This window comes from Dietzia sp. B32 (assembly GCF_024732245.1).
In the GTDB taxonomy this organism is placed as follows: domain Bacteria; phylum Actinomycetota; class Actinomycetes; order Mycobacteriales; family Mycobacteriaceae; genus Dietzia.
In genome coordinates this window covers 3,051,125-3,068,202 of the sequence record NZ_CP093845.1, presented here as the reverse complement: position 1 = coordinate 3,068,202, position 17,078 = coordinate 3,051,125, and the positions used below count along the sequence as shown (strand labels likewise).

Annotated in this window: 14 protein-coding genes; 8 read left to right on the top strand and 6 right to left on the bottom strand. The window is 72.3% G+C overall.

Translation table 11 applies throughout. The features are described 5' to 3' along the window. Positions 1 to 40 precede the first annotated feature (40 nt). From ndk to proB, 6 genes are all read left to right on the top strand, one after another. Positions 41 to 451 (top strand): nucleoside-diphosphate kinase, encoded by a 411-nt coding sequence (ndk, locus tag L8M95_RS14515; RefSeq protein WP_260486800.1) that lies wholly within the window; start codon positions 41 to 43, stop codon positions 449 to 451. A gap of 328 nt (positions 452 to 779) precedes the next feature. After that, on the top strand, positions 780 to 4,571 hold the full coding sequence (locus L8M95_RS14510; protein ID WP_260486799.1) for an Rne/Rng family ribonuclease: 3,792 nt from the start codon (positions 780 to 782) through the stop codon (positions 4,569 to 4,571). 242 nt (positions 4,572 to 4,813) lie between these two features. Continuing rightward, entirely contained in the window at positions 4,814 to 5,119 is a 306-nt protein-coding gene (rplU, locus tag L8M95_RS14505; RefSeq protein ID WP_067719729.1) for a 50S ribosomal protein L21, read from the top strand. A gap of 69 nt (positions 5,120 to 5,188) precedes the next feature. Continuing rightward, the gene (gene rpmA, locus L8M95_RS14500) at positions 5,189 to 5,452 is read left to right on the top strand and encodes a 50S ribosomal protein L27 (RefSeq protein WP_007626965.1); all 264 of its coding nucleotides are present in this window, start codon (positions 5,189 to 5,191) and stop codon (positions 5,450 to 5,452) included. A 131-nt stretch (positions 5,453 to 5,583) separates the two neighbouring features. Next, complete coding sequence (gene obgE, locus L8M95_RS14495) at positions 5,584 to 7,044, top strand: GTPase ObgE (protein ID WP_260486798.1); 1,461 nt, start codon at positions 5,584 to 5,586, stop codon at positions 7,042 to 7,044. Further along, positions 7,041 to 8,156 (top strand): glutamate 5-kinase, encoded by a 1,116-nt coding sequence (proB, locus tag L8M95_RS14490; protein WP_260486796.1) that lies wholly within the window; start codon positions 7,041 to 7,043, stop codon positions 8,154 to 8,156. The genes obgE and proB overlap by 4 nt, the downstream gene beginning before the upstream one ends. A 40-nt stretch (positions 8,157 to 8,196) precedes the next feature. Here the strand turns inward: proB and L8M95_RS14485 are convergent, their stop codons facing one another. From L8M95_RS14485 to L8M95_RS14475, 3 genes are read right to left on the bottom strand one after another with little or no spacing between them, the layout of a single operon-like run. After that, complete coding sequence (locus L8M95_RS14485) at positions 8,197 to 8,820, bottom strand: carbonic anhydrase (protein ID WP_132062032.1); 624 nt, start codon at positions 8,818 to 8,820, stop codon at positions 8,197 to 8,199. A 23-nt stretch (positions 8,821 to 8,843) separates the two neighbouring features. Beyond that, complete coding sequence (locus L8M95_RS14480) at positions 8,844 to 9,737, bottom strand: Sir2 family NAD-dependent protein deacetylase (RefSeq protein ID WP_260486795.1); 894 nt, start codon at positions 9,735 to 9,737, stop codon at positions 8,844 to 8,846. Further along, the gene (locus tag L8M95_RS14475; protein ID WP_260486794.1) at positions 9,738 to 10,514 is read right to left on the bottom strand and encodes an MBL fold metallo-hydrolase; all 777 of its coding nucleotides are present in this window, start codon (positions 10,512 to 10,514) and stop codon (positions 9,738 to 9,740) included. 37 nt (positions 10,515 to 10,551) lie between these two features. Here L8M95_RS14475 and L8M95_RS14470 point away from each other — a divergent pair, with 37 nt between their 5' ends. Both L8M95_RS14470 and L8M95_RS14465 read left to right on the top strand, forming a co-directional pair. Beyond that, complete coding sequence (locus L8M95_RS14470) at positions 10,552 to 11,307, top strand: AAA family ATPase (RefSeq protein WP_260486793.1); 756 nt, start codon at positions 10,552 to 10,554, stop codon at positions 11,305 to 11,307. 20 nt (positions 11,308 to 11,327) lie between these two features. Further along, positions 11,328 to 13,148: an FAD-binding dehydrogenase gene (locus L8M95_RS14465; RefSeq protein ID WP_260486792.1), complete on the top strand. Its 1,821-nt coding sequence runs from the start codon at positions 11,328 to 11,330 to the stop codon at positions 13,146 to 13,148. A 38-nt stretch (positions 13,149 to 13,186) separates the two neighbouring features. On the opposite strand, the gene L8M95_RS14460 is transcribed toward L8M95_RS14465, so the two are convergent. The 3 genes from L8M95_RS14460 to L8M95_RS14450 all read right to left on the bottom strand — a co-directional run bounded on the left by L8M95_RS14460 (position 13,187) and on the right by L8M95_RS14450 (position 17,058). Beyond that, positions 13,187 to 14,416: an RNA polymerase sigma factor gene (locus L8M95_RS14460; protein WP_260486791.1), complete on the bottom strand. Its 1,230-nt coding sequence runs from the start codon at positions 14,414 to 14,416 to the stop codon at positions 13,187 to 13,189. Next, complete coding sequence (locus L8M95_RS14455) at positions 14,401 to 14,781, bottom strand: YciI family protein (RefSeq protein WP_260486790.1); 381 nt, start codon at positions 14,779 to 14,781, stop codon at positions 14,401 to 14,403. Before L8M95_RS14455 ends, L8M95_RS14460 begins: the two co-directional genes overlap by 16 nt. 135 nt (positions 14,782 to 14,916) lie before the next feature. Then, on the bottom strand, positions 14,917 to 17,058 hold the full coding sequence (locus L8M95_RS14450) for a RecQ family ATP-dependent DNA helicase (RefSeq protein ID WP_260486789.1): 2,142 nt from the start codon (positions 17,056 to 17,058) through the stop codon (positions 14,917 to 14,919). Positions 17,059 to 17,078 lie beyond the last annotated feature (20 nt).

Here is a 17,078-nt window from a genome sequence, read left to right as displayed (position 1 = left end):
GCGCGACCGGGGTGGACATCGGGCTTGTAGGATCGCCGTCGTGACCGAGAGAACCTTCTTCCTCATCAAGCCCGACGGCGTCGAGCGCGGCCTGACCGGCACCATCCTCGCCCGCATCGAGGCCAAGGGCCTCAGGATCGTCGCCATGGACATGCGCCGGGTGCCGCAGGAGACCGCAGCCGAGCACTACGCCGAGCACGCGGAGCGTCCGTTCTACGGCTCCCTGCTCGAGTTCATCACCTCCGGTCCGGTCGTCACGGGCGTCCTCGAGGGGCCGCGGGCCATCGCCGCCTGGCGTCAGCTCGCCGGCGGGACCGACCCCGTGGAGAAGGCCGCCCCCGGTTCCATCCGCGGGGACTTCGGCCTCGAGACCCAGTTCAACCTCGTCCACGGCTCGGACTCCGAGGAGTCCGCGGCCCGGGAGATCGCGCTCTGGTTCCCCGGCCTGTAGACCACCACTCGTCCCGCAGCGATCGCGCTGCACGCGCGCCCGTCGGCCCCTGCCCGGCGGGCGCGTTCGCATTGGTGGCGCCGGGCGACGACGTTTCGGTGACGGATGTGGGAGAATGGCGGGAGCTCATCCTGGCGAGTGGATCACCAGTCCGCCCCGGAACGGGCGCCCGCCACCCGTGGCCCGGTTCGTCCCGGTCCCGCGGACCACAAGACGTAGCCCCACCCCGGTGGGGCCCAGACAGAGAAGACGCCCGACCCCGTGCGGCGGCGTGGGTCACCGATAACCGGTGACGTGATCGCGCCCGGAGTCCGGCCGGAGGAGACACGTGTCGGATCCGAACCTGACCATCGACGACATCACCGCGCTTCCCGAGAGGATGCGCGCGCACGCGGCCGCGAGAGCCGTGGGCATGAGCAGCAAGGAGTTCCTGGTCGCCATGGCCGGGATCGGCGTGGAGATCAAGAGCGCCCAGTCCGGGGTGACCCGCGACGTGCTGCTGAACTGGTTCACCTCGCGGGGGCAGGACGCCGGGACGGCGACGGATGCCGCCGTGGCCGGAGGCTCCGACGTGCAGACGCCGGCGGCCGAGGCCCCCGTGCGGAAGGCCCCCGTGCGGAAGGCTCCCGCCAAGAAGGCCGCCAAGACCCCCGCGGAGAAGGCCCCCGCAGATAAGACCCCCGCAGAGAAGGCCCCGGCAGAGAAGATCTCCGCCGGGAAGGCCCCCGCCGAGGGCGCATCCGCGGAGGCGCCCGCCGGCGAGGCCGCGTCGACCGACGCCCTTCCCGCGAAGAAGGCGCCGGCCAGGAAGAGCCCGGCGCGCAAGACCACTGCGGAGAAGACCGCGGAGAAGGCCACGGCCGACGAGAAGTCCGCCTCCGGGGCAGCGGAGAAGTCCGGCTCGAGGACCGCCGGGAAGACCGCCCGCGGGACTTCGGACGATTCGGCCGCAACCGGGCGTGGCACCACGGGAGGCCGTAATCGTCCGGCGCTGCCGGAGATCGCTATCGTCACCGGCGAGGTGGGTTCGGAGGAGTCGGGCAACCGGCGACGCCGGTCCACCGCGACCCCGACGTTCTCACCCCTGTTCCTCTCTCCCGACGACACTCCTGCGCAGCCGCCGGCGGAATCCCGCTCGGGAGACGAGCCGCGCGGCCGCCGGGGCCAGGACCGGGCCCGCGCGGAGGTGGCCGCCGGGGCTGCCCGCGCGCCCGAGGGTGAGCAGGCCGACCAGGACACGCAGGACGAGGGTTCCGACGAGGGCCGCGGCCCCGACCAGTCCGACCAGTCGGACTCCGGTGACGGTGGGGCGCGTCGGCGGCGGCGGGGTCGCCGCGGACGTGGTCGCGGGCGGGGCGAGGGCGGCGACGAGCAGAACGGTGAGAACACCGGTACCGCCGACGACGACTCGCGCGCAGATGCCTCCGACGACGCCTCCGGGCGCGACGAGGAGCGCTCCGACGCCCGCTCCGGGTCCGCCGGTGATTCCGGGGACTCCCGCGAGTCGGGTTCCGACGACCGTGGGACCGGCCGCGACGGCTCCGACGACACCGACGGCCGCACGGCGGATGACTCCGACGGGCAGGCCGACTCCGGTGACGCCGACGGTGACGATTCGGACGATTCCGGGAACGCCCCGTCGGGTTCGAGGCGGCGTCGCCGTCGTCGTCGTCGCAGTGGGGGTTCCGGCTCCGACGAGACCCAGACCACGGGCGACGACCCGGCCGACACCGAGGTCCACGAGCGCGAGGCGCGTCGCCGGTCCGGACGCGGGGGACAGGGCGCCAGCACGTCGTCCGACGAGGTGCAGGGCATCACCGGCTCCACCCGCCTCGAGGCCAAGCGTCAGCGGCGTCGCGACGGTCGCGAGGCCGGACGCCGTCGTCAGCCCATCCTGTCCGAGTCCGAGTTCCTCGCCCGCCGCGAGGCCGTGGACCGCGTCATGGTCGTGCGCGAGAAGCAGCGGGGCGACGGCAAGGGCGTCATGACCCAGGTCGGTGTCCTCGAGGACAAGGTGCTCGTGGAGCACTTCGTCACCACCGAATCCGCCCGGTCGATGGTGGGCAACGTCTACCTCGGCCGCGTGCAGAACGTGCTGCCCAGCATGGAGGCGGCGTTCGTCGACATCGGGCGCGGCCGCAACGGCGTCCTGTACGCCGGCGAGGTGAACTGGGAGGCCGCCGGGCTCGGGGGCAAGGCCCGGCGCATCGAGCAGGCGCTCAAGTCCGGCGACATGGTCCTGGTCCAGGTCACCAAGGACCCCATCGGGCAGAAGGGTGCCCGCCTGTCGACGCAGATCTCGCTGGCCGGGCGCTTCCTCGTGTACGTGCCGGACGGCAACTCCACGGGCATCTCCCGCAAGCTGCCGGACACCGAGCGTCGTCGCCTCAAGGCGATCCTCAAGGACGTCGTCCCCGAGGGGTCCGGCGTGATCATCCGCACCGCCGCCGAGGGGGTCAGCGCCGAGGAGATCGGCCGCGACGTCGAGCGTCTCGCGGGTCAGTGGTCCGACATCTCCGAGGCGGCCGCCAAGCGCACCGACTCCGGAGCCGGCACCCCCGTGGCCCTGTACGAGGAGCCGGACCTGCTGGTGAAGGTCGTCCGCGACCTGTTCAACGAGGACTTCTCCAAGCTCGTCATCCAGGGCGAGACGTCCTGGGACACGGTCCACGACTACGTCTCCCGGGTCGCGCCGGAGATGGTCGAGCGGCTCGAACGCCACGACAACCCCGACGTGGACGTGTTCGCCACGCACCGCGTCGACGAGCAGCTCGCCAAGGCGCTCGACCGCAAGGTGTGGCTGCCGTCCGGCGGCTCCCTGGTGATCGACCGCACCGAGGCGATGACCGTCATCGACGTCAACACCGGCAAGTACACCGGCTCCGGCGGCAACCTCGAGGAGACCGTCACCAAGAACAACCTCGAGGCCGCCGAGGAGATCGTCCGGCAGCTGCGCCTCCGCGATGTCGGCGGCATGGTGATCATCGACTTCATCGACATGGTGCTCGAGTCCAACCGCGACCTGGTCCTGAGGCGGCTCACCGAGGCGCTGGGGCGTGACCGCACCCGTCACCAGGTCTCCGAGGTCACGTCTCTGGGGCTCGTGCAGCTCACCCGCAAGAAGCTCGGTACCGGGCTGGTCGAGGCCTTCTCGACCCCGTGTGAGCACTGCCAGGGCCGTGGGCTGATCGTGCACGCCGACCCGCTGCACACCGAGTCGCACAACGCCGACGAGCCCGGCGCACGGCGTGGGCGGCGCAAGGGCGGCAACGGCAAGGGGGCGGGGGAGTCCGACGCGTCCGTGCCCAAGCAGGCCCCGCGCAAGGACGGCCCGGCGCCGGCCGCGCACCCGGCCGCGCTCGCGATCGCCCACCGGAGCGCCGATTCCGACGGCGAGACGGACACCGACGAGGCCGCCGCCGCCAGCGGCAGCGGCGACCGCGGGGGCCGCGACGCGACGTCCGAGACGCCGGCGACCGAGACGGCGGCGAAGGCGGAGACCGTGACGACGGTGGTCGACGCGGCGACCGAGACGCCGGCGAAGGCGGAGACCGTGACGACGGCGGAGACGGACGTGGCCGAGACGGCGGCGCCCGCCATCGACCGCGGGGCAGAGGCGACGCAGGAGAAGGCCGTGGCCGACTCCGCGGACGCCGCAGGGACGTCGCGGCCCGCGCGACGTCGCCGGGCGTCGAGGCGCCCTGCCACCACTGCGCCGGCGCCGACGACCGCCGCCGAGGACCGCGCCGCGGCGGAGGTGGTCGAGACCCCGCGCTCCGAGGCCGAGGTGGTGGCCGAGGCGGAGACCGTCGTGGACGAGGTCGCCGCGGCGGCCCCGGGTACGGCGGGATCGGACTCCGGGTCCACGGGCACGGGCGGTCGTCGCCCCCGTCGGCGGTCCACCCGCCGTGAGGCCGGCGCCGCCGGGGTCGACACCGCGCAGCAGGCCGCGCAGGGCGACACCGCGCCGCAGGGCGCGCAGGGCGCGCAGGGCGAGACCGTGGCGAAGGTCGAGGCCGCAGCCCTGGCGGAGGCTCCGACCGCCGTGGTCGCCGAGCCGCGCAAGCGCCCGGCGAGGCGGCGGGCCACCAGGTCGACGACGGCTCCCGCCGGCGACTGACGCGCCGGGCCGCGGGCCGGCGGCACGGTCGGTTTGACCTGCTGTGCCGCCGGACCGTAACCTTGACAGGTCGCTCGTCGCGGCGCTATGTCGTGGCGCGAGGAGTCGCGCAACGGGACCGTACGCGGTCCCGGGGCCAGCGACCCTCGACCGATGCGAGTCGGCGAGCAAGAGAGAACACCGCACACCAGGTGTGGTCGCCCCAGGCGGCCGCACACCCGAGAAGCAAGGGGAAGCCCTCGATGTACGCGATCGTCAAGACCGGCGGCAAGCAGTACAAGGTCGCCGAAGGGGACCACGTCAAGGTCGAGAAGATCGAGGGCGAGGCCGGAACCTCCGTGTCGCTGTCCCCGATCCTCGTGGTCGACGGTTCTGCCGTCACCTCCGACGCCGACGCCCTGGCCAAGGTCACCGTCTCCGGCGAGATCGTCGAGCAGACCAAGGGACCGAAGATCCGGATCCACAAGTTCAAGAACAAGACCGGGTACCACAAGCGTCAGGGCCACCGTCAGAAGCTGACGGTCGTCAAGATCACCGGTATCAAGTAATCCATCTCCGGCCGATCAGGCCACCAGCTCAGCGCCCTCGGGCGTGCTCCCTGAAGGAGGGACTCGGACATGGCAAGTAAGAAGGGCGCATCCAGCACCCGTAACGGTCGTGACTCCAACGCGCAGCGCCTCGGCGTCAAGCGCTTCGGCGGCCAGGAGGTCAACGCCGGTGAGATCCTGGTGCGCCAGCGCGGCACCAAGTTCCACCCGGGCGTCAACGTCGGCCGTGGTGGCGACGACACCCTGTTCGCCCTCTCCGCCGGTGCGGTGGAGTTCGGCACCAAGCGCGGTCGCAAGACCGTGAACATCGTGCCGGCCGGCGCCGAGGCCTGAGCCTCCCAGCCGACCACTTTTCAGGATTCGCCCTCGGGGGCCGGGCGGGGTCATCACGACTCCACACCCGGCCCCCGAGAGCATTTGTACGACCCCGCCGTCATCGCCCGTCACCAGGAGGAGCCCCCACCATGTCGAGATTCATCGACCGCGTAGTCCTCCACCTCGCGGCCGGGGACGGAGGCCGCGGCTGCACCTCCGTGCACCGCGAGAAGTTCAAGCCGCTCGGCGGCCCCGACGGCGGTAACGGGGGACACGGCGGCGACGTCGTACTCGTCGTTGACCCCCAGGTCCACACCCTGCTCGACTTCCACTTCCGGCCCCACGCCCGCGCAGGCAGGGGCCAGCCCGGCATGGGCGCCAACCGCAACGGCGCCCAGGGTGCCGACCTCGTACTGTCGGTGCCGCCCGGCACCGTCGTCCTGGACGAGGACGGCGAGGTACTCGCCGACCTCACCGGCGTCGGCACCCGTTTCGTCGCAGCCGAGGGCGGCAAGGGTGGACTGGGCAACGCCGCGCTGGCCTCCCGGGCGCGCAAGGCCCCCGGATTCGCCCTGCTCGGTGAGCCCGGCGAGGTCCGCGACCTCACGCTCGAGCTCAAGTCCATGGCCGACGTCGGCCTGGTGGGTTTCCCGTCCGCCGGGAAGTCCTCCCTCGTCTCGGTGCTCTCGGCGGCCAAGCCCAAGATCGCCGACTACCCCTTCACGACCCTCGCGCCGAACCTCGGAGTGGTCTCGGTGGGCGACGACACCTTCACCATCGCCGACGTTCCCGGCCTCATCCCCGGCGCGAGCGAGGGCCGCGGACTGGGCCTGGACTTCCTGCGTCACATCGAGCGCACGGCCGTCCTGGCGCACGTGGTGGACTGCGCGAACCTCGAGTCGGACCGGGACCCGATCTCCGACGTGGACGCACTAGAGGCCGAGCTCGCCGCCTACCGGTCCGAGCTCGCCGACGCCGGGATCGGTGACCTGGCCGACCGGCCCCGCGTGGTGGTGCTCAACAAGATCGACGTGCCCGACGCCGCCGACATGGCGGAGATGGTGCGCGAACACTTCGAGGCCAAGGGGTGGCCGGTCTACGCCATCTCCGCGGTCGCCCACAAGGGCCTGGACGAGCTGCGGTACGGCCTCTACGAGCTGATCAAGGCGCACCGCAAGGCCAACCCGCCGGCCGCGCCCGAGCGGATCGTCATCCGCCCCAAGGCCGTGGACGTGGAGGAGTTCCGCGTACGCCCGGACCCGGCCGACCCCGGAGCGTTCATCGTCACCGGTGCCAAGCCCGAGCGGTGGATCCGTCAGACGGAGTTCGACAACGACGAGGCCGTCGGCTTCCTCGCCGACCGCCTGGCCCGGATCGGCGTCGAGGAGGCGCTCATCAAGGCCGGGGCCACGGAGGGTTGCACCGTCACCATCGGTGACGTCTCGTTCGAGTGGGAGCCGCAGACCCCGGCGGGCGTCGACCTCATGCGGACCGGCCGCGGCACGGACATCAGGCTCGAGTCCGACGAGCGGATCGGGGCCACCGAGCGCAAGTACCGCAAGCGCGTGCGTCGCGGTCTGATCGACCCGGACGAGGAGATCCTGGAGTGACCACGGAGCGGGAGCTGCGACGTCGGATCGGCGCGGCCCGCCGCGTGGTGGTCAAGATCGGCTCGTCGGCCATCACCAGTTTCCACGGCGGGATCCGGCGGGCGGAGCTCGACGCCCTCGCCGACGTCTGCCAGTCGCGCATGACCGCCGGGTCCGACGTGTTCGTGGTCTCCTCCGGCGCGATCGGCGCCGGCATGGCGCCCCTGGGGATGACCACCCGGCCCGGGACGCTGTCCGCCAAGCAGGCCGCCGCCAGTGTCGGTCAGCTCGAGCTGGCCCGCGCGTGGGGCGACTCCTTCGCCCGCTTCGACCGGGTGGTGGGCCAGGTGCTGCTCACCGCCGGTGACATCGGCCGCCGCGACAGCGCCGCCAACGCCCAGCGGACCCTCGACCGTCTCCGCACCCTGCACGCCGTGCCGGTGATCAACGAGAACGACACCGTGGCGACCAACGAGATCCGGTTCGGCGACAACGACCGGCTCGCGGCCCTGGTCGCGCACCTCATCAGCGCCGACGCCCTCATCCTGCTCTCGGACGTCGACGCCCTGTACGACTCGGACCCGCGCAAGGGCGGCGCCACCGCGGTGACGATGGTCGCTGGGCAGGACGACCTCGACGGCGTGGTCGCCGGCGCCGGCGGGGCACTGGGGACCGGCGGGATGGCCTCGAAGCTCGCCGCCGCCCGCCTGGCCGCCGACGCGGGTATCCCCGTCCTGCTCACCGCGGCCGAGCTCGCGCCGCAGGCCCTCGCTCCCGACCCGTCCGTGGGCACCGTATTCGCGGCCCGGCCGGAGCGGATGACCGCCCGGCGCTTCTGGGTCCGCCACGCCGCCGACTCGCGCGGCGCGGTCCTGCTGGACGACGGCGCGGTCCGCGCGGTGACCGGTTCGCGGCGATCACTGCTGCTCGCCGGGGTGACGGGGGTGGACGGCCTGTTCCACTTCGGCGACGTCATCGAGATGCACGACGTCGACGGCCGGGTGGTCGCCCGCGGGATCGCCCAGTACGACTCGATCGAGGTCCGGGCGCGGTTGGCGGAACGCCAGGCGGGCACCGGCGCCGTCGGCCAGGGTCGCCCACTGGTGCACGCCGACGACCTCGTGGCGGTCTGACACCGGCCACGGCCCACCACCGACCCCGGTCGGCCCGCGCTCAGCCCTCGGTGACGGTCCCCTCGGTGTGGACCGGGGTGACGGTGCCCTCCTCGAGGTTGTAGATCGCGCCGACGATCGCGGTGCGGCCCTCGGTGATCGCGCGGTCGACGGCCGCCGACTTCTGCCGGATCGCGGTGACGGTGTGGCGAACGTTCTCGACCACGACGTCGTCGTACCCGGCGTCGGGGTCGCGCCGCGCCTCGAACACCGCCGGCGAGATCCGCTCGACCACGTCGCGCAGGTAACCGGACGGGGTGGAGTGCGTGTCGATGGCGGTGATCGTGGCGCCCACCGCGCCGCACGAGGTGTGCCCCAGCACGAGGGTCAGCGGGATGTTCAGGGCCTCGATCCCGAACTCGATCGACCCGAGCACCGATGAGTCCACGATGTGGCCGGCGTTGCGGATCACGAACAGGTCGCCGAGCCCCTGGTCGAAGACGACCTCGGCGGGGACTCGGGAGTCCGCGCAGCCGAACACCTGCGCGAACGGATTCTGCTGGCCGGCGAGCTCGGTGCGCCGAGAGGGGTCTTTGTGCTCGTTGAGGTTCTCCCCGGCCACGTAGCGGGCGTTGCCGCGGAGTAGTCGGGCCAGTGCGGTCTCCGGTGTCTTTGCGATCTGCATGGCCCCATTTTGCTCCTCGACGCTCACCGGTGGTGCGGCAGGGCCGCCTCTGTCAGCTCGAGGACCTCCACGCAGTCGCCGTCGATCGTCAGGGTGGCCTCGCCGTGCGCGCGGGTGCGGCCGCGGTTGACCACCGCGACGGGCGTACCGGTGGTCACCGCACGTCGCACGAACCGGTATCCGGAGCGGACGGTGAGAGAGGAGCCGACGACGACGAGGACGTCAGAGGAGTCCACGAGGTCGTTAGCCGCGTGGACACGGGAGGCGGGGACATTCTCGCCGAAGTAGACGATGTCCGGTTTGAGGACTCCCGAGCAGGCCCGACAGTCGGCCATGCGGAAGTCCGAGGTGTCGCCCAGGACGGCATCCGCGTCCGGGGCCACCTCGATCGCGCCCCGGGACGCCACGCGTTCGGTGAAGCCCGGGTTGAGGCGCTCGAGCTCCTCGTGCAGCGCCCACCTGCTCAGCCGCAGGCCGCAGTCCAGGCAGGTGACCACCGCGTAGGTGCCGTGCAGGTCCACGAGGCGGCGGCTGCCCGCCTTGAGGTGCAGCAGGTCCACGTTCTGCGTGATCACCCCGGTGACCAGACCACGCCGCTCCCAGTCGGCGAGCAGGAGGTGCGCGGTGTTGGGACGCGCCGCCTCCATGTGCCGCCAGCCGAGATGGTTGCGGGCCCAGTAGTGCCGGCGGAACGTGGGGTCGCCGACGAACTGTTGGAAGGTCATCGGGGTCCGGCCGGGCGAATCGGGCCCGCGATAGTCGGGGATGCCCGACGGGGTCGAGATCCCGGCGCCGGTGAGCACCACCGCCCGCCGCCCCCGCAGGAGTTCGGCGAGTGCCGCCGCCCGGTCGGGCAGGTCCGGGTCCGCCTCCGTGCGTTCGGCCGGCGTCCAGGCGGTCTCGCGGATCCGGACCATCTAGAGGCCCCCGGGTCCCGAGGGGTCGTGTGCGCACACCACGTCGAGGGTGTCCCGGCGGCGCCGGGCCAGCCCGGCGAGCCTGGCGTGGGTGAGGGAGACGGCACCGGGTTCCAGGGCCAGGGCGCGTTCCAGGACGGGGATCGGCCGGGGTACCCGACCTTTCGGACTGATCTGCCCCCGGTGGTAGAAGGCGTCCCCGGCGTGGAGGAGGTCCTTGTCGTCGTCGTCGTCACCGCCACCGGGCACCAACACCCCGGCGTGCCCCATCGCGTGGCCCGGCAGATCCACCAGGATCATCCCCTCGGCGACGTTGTCCAGGGGATGCGCCCGGAAGCCCTCCCACCGGTCGGTCCCGTAGGCGTACTCGACGAACCGCGGCCCGTGCGACCACTGGGGGCGGCGGTAGCGGCGGCGCTCGACGAACCGCGGCGTGCGCACCGCCCACGTCAGCGCCTGGGCTGCGACGTGCACCTGCGCCTCCGGGAAATCCGCGAGCCCCCCGATGTGGTCGGCGTCCATGTGGGTCAGGACGATGTGCCGAACGTCCCGGGGATCCAGACCCAGCGCCTGGATCCGCCGGACGGCGGTCTCGTCGGTGCGCAGTGCCGGGCGCAGCGCGTGGCGCATCGCGCCGAGGCGGCCTGCCGGGTCGGCGATGTCCTGCACCCCGATCCCGGAGTCCACCAGCACGAGCGCGTCCGGGGTCTCCACGAGCAGGACGCGCGTGGGGACCAGGCCCCCCATCGTGCCGCAGTTGAGCTGGTGGATCCGCATGGGAGAAACGGTACCGACCGTCGGTAGGGTGCGTGGCATGGCCGCAGGTGGAGTGCTCGATCCGAGGCCGGTGGTGCGCGTCGAGCGGCAGCGCGACGGGGGCGGGGCCGCGGCCGGGTCGCCGCCCGCGTCGTCGGACGCGGGGTGGCCGTACTCCATCCCGGCGGTGGCCCAGCTGCTGCGCGACGGGCTCGAGCTCGACGACCTCACCGTGCTCGTGGGAGAGAACGGCACCGGCAAGTCGACGATCGTCGAAGCCGTCGCGATGGCGTACGGGCTCGGCGCGGAGGGCGGGTCGGTCAACGGCCGGGACGTCACCTGGGAGTCGGAGTCCCCGCTGCACGAGTCGGTCACCCTGGTGCGCGGCGGCGGCGCCTCGAAGTGGGGGTACTTCCTGCGTGCCGAGACGATGCACGGGATGTTCACCTACCTGCAGTCCTCCGGCCCGGAGCAGGACTTCCACTCTCGCAGCCACGGCGAGGCGTTCTGGGACCTCGTCAGCACGTCACGGTTCTCGGACGGCGGACTGTTCGTTCTGGACGAGCCCGAGGCGGGCCTGTCCTTCGACGCCCAGCTCCGGCTGGTCGCCCTGCTGCTCGAGTTGGCCGACCGGCGTGGGGCGCAGGTGCTCATGGCGACCCACTCGCCGATCCTGGCGTCCGTGCCCGGGGCCGCGCTGTACGAGCTCTCGGACGCCGGGATGCACCGGACCCGCTGGGAGGATCTCGCGATGGTCGACCACTACCGGCGCTATCTCGACGCGCCCGAACGGTATCTGCGCCACCTGCTGTAGTGACCGGGCACACTGACCCCATGACCAGTTCCGCGTCCCATTCCCAGCGCACCACCGGCGAGGCCCGGCCGGTACACCCCGTCTACCCGGCCTGGCAGCCGCCGTCGACCTCCCGCGCCGCCAACACCGGCCCGCTGCCGGCGCCCGAACAGGGCTTCACCCCGGACGTGATCGTCGTGGGGCACGGACTCTCCGGACTCGTCGCCACCTACGAGGCCAGCCGCGCCGGCAAGAAGGTGCTCGTGGTGGACCAGGAGAACGAGAAGAACCTCGGCGGTCAGGCCTATTGGTCGCTCGGCGGTCTCTTCCTCGTCGACACCCCCGAGCAACGACGGATCGGGATCTCCGACTCGCTCGAACTCGCCTGGCGGGACTGGCTCGGCTCCGCGGGGTTCGACCGCCCCGAGGACCACTGGCCGCAGAAGTGGGCGCGGGCCTACGTCGAGTTCGCGGCCGGGGAGAAGCGTCGGTACCTGCATGACCTGGGACTGCGGATCGTCCCCACCGTCGGCTGGGCCGAGCGCGGCGGCGGCGACGTGGCCGGCCACGGCAACTCGGTTCCGCGCTTCCACGTGACGTGGGGGACCGGGCCCGAGGTGGTGCGGGTCTTCGAGGAGCCCGTCCTCGATGCGGCCCGCTCCGGGCTCGTCCGGTTCGCCGTACGTCACCGGGTGGACGAGATCGTCGTGGAGGACGGCCGGGCCGTGGGCGTACGCGGCGCCACCCTCACCCCGTGCGACCACGACCGGGGTGTGGCATCCCCACGCGAGGGGACCGGGGAGTTCGAGTTCCGCGCCGGGGCGGTGCTGCTCTCGTCCGGCGGCATCGGCGGCAACCCCGACCTGGTCCGCGAGTACTGGCCCACCGACCGGCTCGGAGCCGCGCCTGAGCACCTGATCGTGGGGGTGCCGGAGCACGTGGACGGCCGGATGCTGGAGATCTCCGCGGTGGCCGGGGCGAATCTCATCAACCGGGACAGGATGTGGCACTACACCGAGGGTGTCGCCCACTACGCGCCCGTGTGGCCCTCGCACGCGATCCGCATCATCCCGGGGCCGTCCACCCTGTGGTTGGACGCGAACGGCGACCGCATGCCGGTGCCGCTGTTCCCCGGCTTCCACACGACCGCCTCCATCGAGGCCATCCGCCGCACCGGCCGGGACTACTCCTGGTTCATCCTCGACTCCGCCATCGCCGGCAAGGAGTTCATCCTCTCGGGCTCCGAACAGAATCCAGAGCTCACGGACAAGAGCATCAAGAAGTTCGCCTCCAAGGCGGGCAGCGGTCTGCCACCGTCGATCTCCGAGTTCACGGAGAAGGGCGTCGACTGGGTTGTGGCCGACACGATCGAGGAGCTCGTCGCCGGGCTGAACGGCACGCTCCGCGAGGGCGAGCCCGAACTGGACGTCGAGAAGGTCCGCGGGATCGTGCTGGCCATGGACGGGCAGATGGACAACCCGTTCGCCAAGGACGCCCAGGTGCAGGCCATCCACAACGCGCGGCGTGTCCTCACCGACAAGCTCACCCGGATGGCCAAGCCACACCGGCTGCTCGAGCACTCGGGACAGGGCAAGGGCTCGGCGGCCGGGTCGGGAGGCCCGCTCATCGGCGTGAAGGTTCACCTCATGACCCGCAAGACGCTCGGCGGCATCGAGACGAACCTCGACTCCCAGTGCCTGACCCCCGGCGGCGAGGTCTTCCCGGGGCTGTACGCGGCGGGCGAGGCGGCCGGGTTCGGAGGGGGCGGCGTGCACGGGTACAACTCGCTCGAGGGCACCTTCCTCGGTGGCTGCATCTTCTCCGGAATGAAGGCCGGCCGCGCGATGGCCCGCGAGGTCTGAGACGTTTACTGAATCCTCGCGGAAAGGGCGAGTGAGTGTCAGGAGGTACGCCGGGCGGCTTCGCGGGCGCGCTCGAGGAACCGGCGCTCGGCAGGTTCGGTCGTGAGCGCGAGCGCGCGGTCGTAGGCGACCAGCGAACTGTCGACCCTGCCGGCGTCCGCGAGCAGCCGGGCGCGGGCGGCGAGCGCCGGTTGGAACCGCTCCGCCCGGGGCCCGATCTCGTCGAGCACGGACAGCCCGGCGTTGGGGCCGTCGCACTCGGCGGTCGCGACGGCCAGGGCCACCGACCCGCCGACGGTCGGGGCGAGTCGCCGGGGGGCGCTGAGGAGGCGCCGGATCGAGTCCCATTCGGTGACCCCGGTGTCCCGCCGGGCGCAGTGCACGGCCTGAACGGCCGCCTGCAATCTGTACGGGCCGGGGGACTCAGCCGTCCCGGCCCGGCGCAGGTGTTCGCGTCCCCGCTCGAGAAGCGGGTCGTCCCATCGGCCGGTGTCCTGCTCGGCGAGCGGGACCAACTCGCCGCGCTCGTCCCGACGTGCGCCCGAGCGGGCGGCCGAGAGACAGAGCAGGGCGGCGAGCCCGTGCGATTCCGCGTCGGCGGGGACGAGCTCAGCGAGCAGTTCGGCGAGGAACAACGCCTCCCCGGCGAGGTCTGATCGTGGCTCGGACGCCGAGAACTCCCATTCGACTGAGTACGCGCCGTAGACGGCGTCGCGGATCGATGTGAGCCGGGCCGGCAACTCGTCCACACCGGGCACCTCGAAGGCGATGTCGCTCTGGCGGATCCGCTTCTTCGCCCGGGTGAGCCGGGCCGCCATCGTCACCCGGGGGACGAGCATCACCGCGCCGATCTGCTGGGCCGTCAAGCCGAGGACGGTGTTGAGCATGAGCGGCGTCCTGGCCGCGGGGTGGATGGCGGGATGGGCGGCCACCGCCATCAGCGCGAGCCGCCGGTCGGGAATCTCGAGAGCACTGCGGTCGACCGCCGCGGCGCCCGGCGAGGGGTGGTCTCCAGGGAATGGATCGAGGCGCCCGGAAGCCCTCCAGCCGTCGCGGCGTCGATTGCGGGCCACAGTGAGGAGCCACGCCTCGGGGCGGTCGGGGACACCGTCGCGGCGCCAGGTCAGAAGCGCCCGTTCGACCGCGTCTGAGACGGCGTCCTCGGCGCCGGCGAGGTCGCCGTCCGGCGCCGCGAGGAAAGCCACGAGGCGCGGCCGTGCGGTGCGGACGACGTCCTCGATCGTCCTTCCGGTCAGGCGGTCATCCATGAGCCGTCGCTGACGTAGACACCCACCGGCCGCACCTCGACGACCCCGTATGTCGCGCCCGGGAATTTTTCAGCCCACGCCAGCGCGGCGTCGGGGCCCGGCACATCCAAGATGAAGACCCCTGCCAGCGCCTCCTTCGCCTCGGCGAACGGGCCGTCCTCGATGACGGTCCCACCACTGCGTCGGGACACGGTGGTCGCGGCCGTGGACGGCTGCAGCATCTCGGCGGAGACGAGCACTCCCGCCGCGTGCAGAGCGGAGACGTAGTCCGTCATGAGCTGCTGCATCTCCGCGATCTGCTCATCCGTGGGCTGCGGACCATCACTGTCGGGTTCGGGCGCGTGGAACATCAGTGCATAGCGCATCGTCTGATCCTTCCTCGAGATCCGGCCGCGTGCCGACCGGTTCGAGTAATGACGTCCCACCGGCGCCCGAATCGACATCATCTGTCGGTCTTGTATGACGAAGCGGGGATCGATTCTCTCGGGCGGGTGGTGCGGTCAGCCCGCGGAGGCGACCGCCAGTGGCAGGACGGCCGGCGCTCCGGCCGCACGCAGGTGACGGGCGGCCTCCGTGGCCGTCCAGCCGGTCCCGAACAAGTCCGTGACCAGCAGGACCGGCCCCTCCGGGGTGGTGGCGGGGCCGGTGAACGTGCCCCACAGCTGGGCCACCCGGTAGGCCGAGTTCTGGGCGGTCACCGGCGGGAGTGCGTCGGCGCGGGTGAGTTCACCGAGATAGTCCATGCGCCCCATCTGCGACAGCGCGCGCGCCAGGCTCTCCACGAGCACCGGGTGATCACCGCTGAGTAGCGCCACGACCCCGGTGGGCCGCTCGTCCCATCCCCACTCGCGCAGTACCGGCACGCAGGCGCGGACCATCCACTCGGGCGCCTCCTGATCTGGTTCCGCCAAGAGGCCACGGAGCTTCTGGCCCAGCCCGAGGTCGGTCACCCGCGCCAGCGCCCGGCCCTCGCCGGGACCGTCGGCGATCTTGCCCTTGAGCGGCACGTCGAGCTTGGTCAGGCCCGTGGGCCACTGCTTCCGCGGCGGGAGCACGACACCGGGCCGCTCCAGGGCCTCACGGGCGCGGGTGAGCGCGCCGGAGTCGACCGAGGTGGTGCGGCGCTCACCGGTGCAGTTGTCGCAGCGCCCGCAGCCGCCGGAGGCGGGTTCGAGCGTCGGGTCGTCGAGCTGGGCGCGCAGGAACTCCATCCGGCACGCACCGGTGCGCTCGTACTCGATCATCGTCTTCTGCTCGGACTGCCGGGCCTGGGCCAGACCCGCGTACCGCTCGGCGTCGTAGTGCCACGGTTGCCCGGTGGAGATCCACCCGCCCCGCACGCGCTGGACCGCGCCGTCCACATCGAGCACCTTGAGCACCATCTCGAGGCGGGTCCGGCCGAGGTTCACGGCCGGCTCGAGTGCCTGCGTGGACTGCGGCCGGCCGGGCTCGAGGGCATCCAGCACCCGCCGGACCACGTCCTCGGGGGGAAAGGCCAGTGAGGCGAAGTGGTTCCAGATCGCCCGGTCTTCGGGCCCCGGAAGCAGGACGACCTCGGCGCGGTCGGCGGCACGGCCGGCGCGACCGATCTGCTGGTAGTAGGAGATGGGGGACGGCGGCGCGCCAAGGTGCACCACGAACCCCAGGTCGGGCTTGTCGAACCCCATCCCCAGCGCGGACGTGGCGACAAGCGCCTTGACCTCGTTGTCCAGCAGCGCCCGCTCGAGTTCCTCCCGCTCGCCCGCGTCGGTGCGCCCGGTGTAGGCGCTGACGCGGTGTCCGGCGGACGTGAGCAGCTCGGCCATGTCCTGCGCCGCGGCGACGGTGAGGGTGTAGATGATCCCGCTGCCCGGCAGGGACTCGAGGTTCTCCACCAGCCATGCCGCGCGCTTCTCTGAGTCGTCGATCGTCACGACCGACAGGCGTAGGGACTCGCGGTCCAGGCCGCCCCGCAGGACGAGGGTGTCCGACTCCACCGATTCGCCCACGCCGAGCTGCTGCGCCACGTCCCGAACCACGCGGTCGTTGGCGGTGGCGGTGGTTGCGAGCACCGGAACACCCTCCGGCAGGTCGGCCAACAGCGTGCGGATGCGCCGGTAGTCGGGGCGGAAGTCGTGGCCCCAGTCCGACACGCAGTGCGCCTCGTCCACCACCACCAGGCCCGCATCCGCGGCCAGGGCGGGCAGGACGGTGTCGCGGAAGTCGGGGTTGTTGAGCCGCTCTGGACTCACCAGCAGCACGTCCACCTCGCCGCCGCGCACCGACTCGCGGACCTCGTCCCACTCGGTCATGTTGGCGGAGTTGATGGTGGCCGCCCGCACCCCGGCCCGGGCCGCGGCCTCGACCTGGTTGCGCATGAGCGCCAGCAGCGGCGAGACGATCACGGTGGGACCGGACCCCAGTTCGCGGAGCAGCCGGGCCGCGATGAAGTACACCGCGGATTTGCCCCAGCCGGTCCGTTGGACGACCAGGGCGCGCCGCCGGTCCGCCACCAACGCCTCGATGGCGACCCACTGGTCCTCGCGCAGGACCGCGCCCGGACCGGCGAGCGCGCTGAGCAGTTCGTCGGCGCGGGCTCGGAGCCCGGCCCGGCCCCCGGTGGCCGGGTCGTCGGAAGTGGGACGGTCCGCTGTCGAGGTCATGGCCCCATGGTGCCCCACCG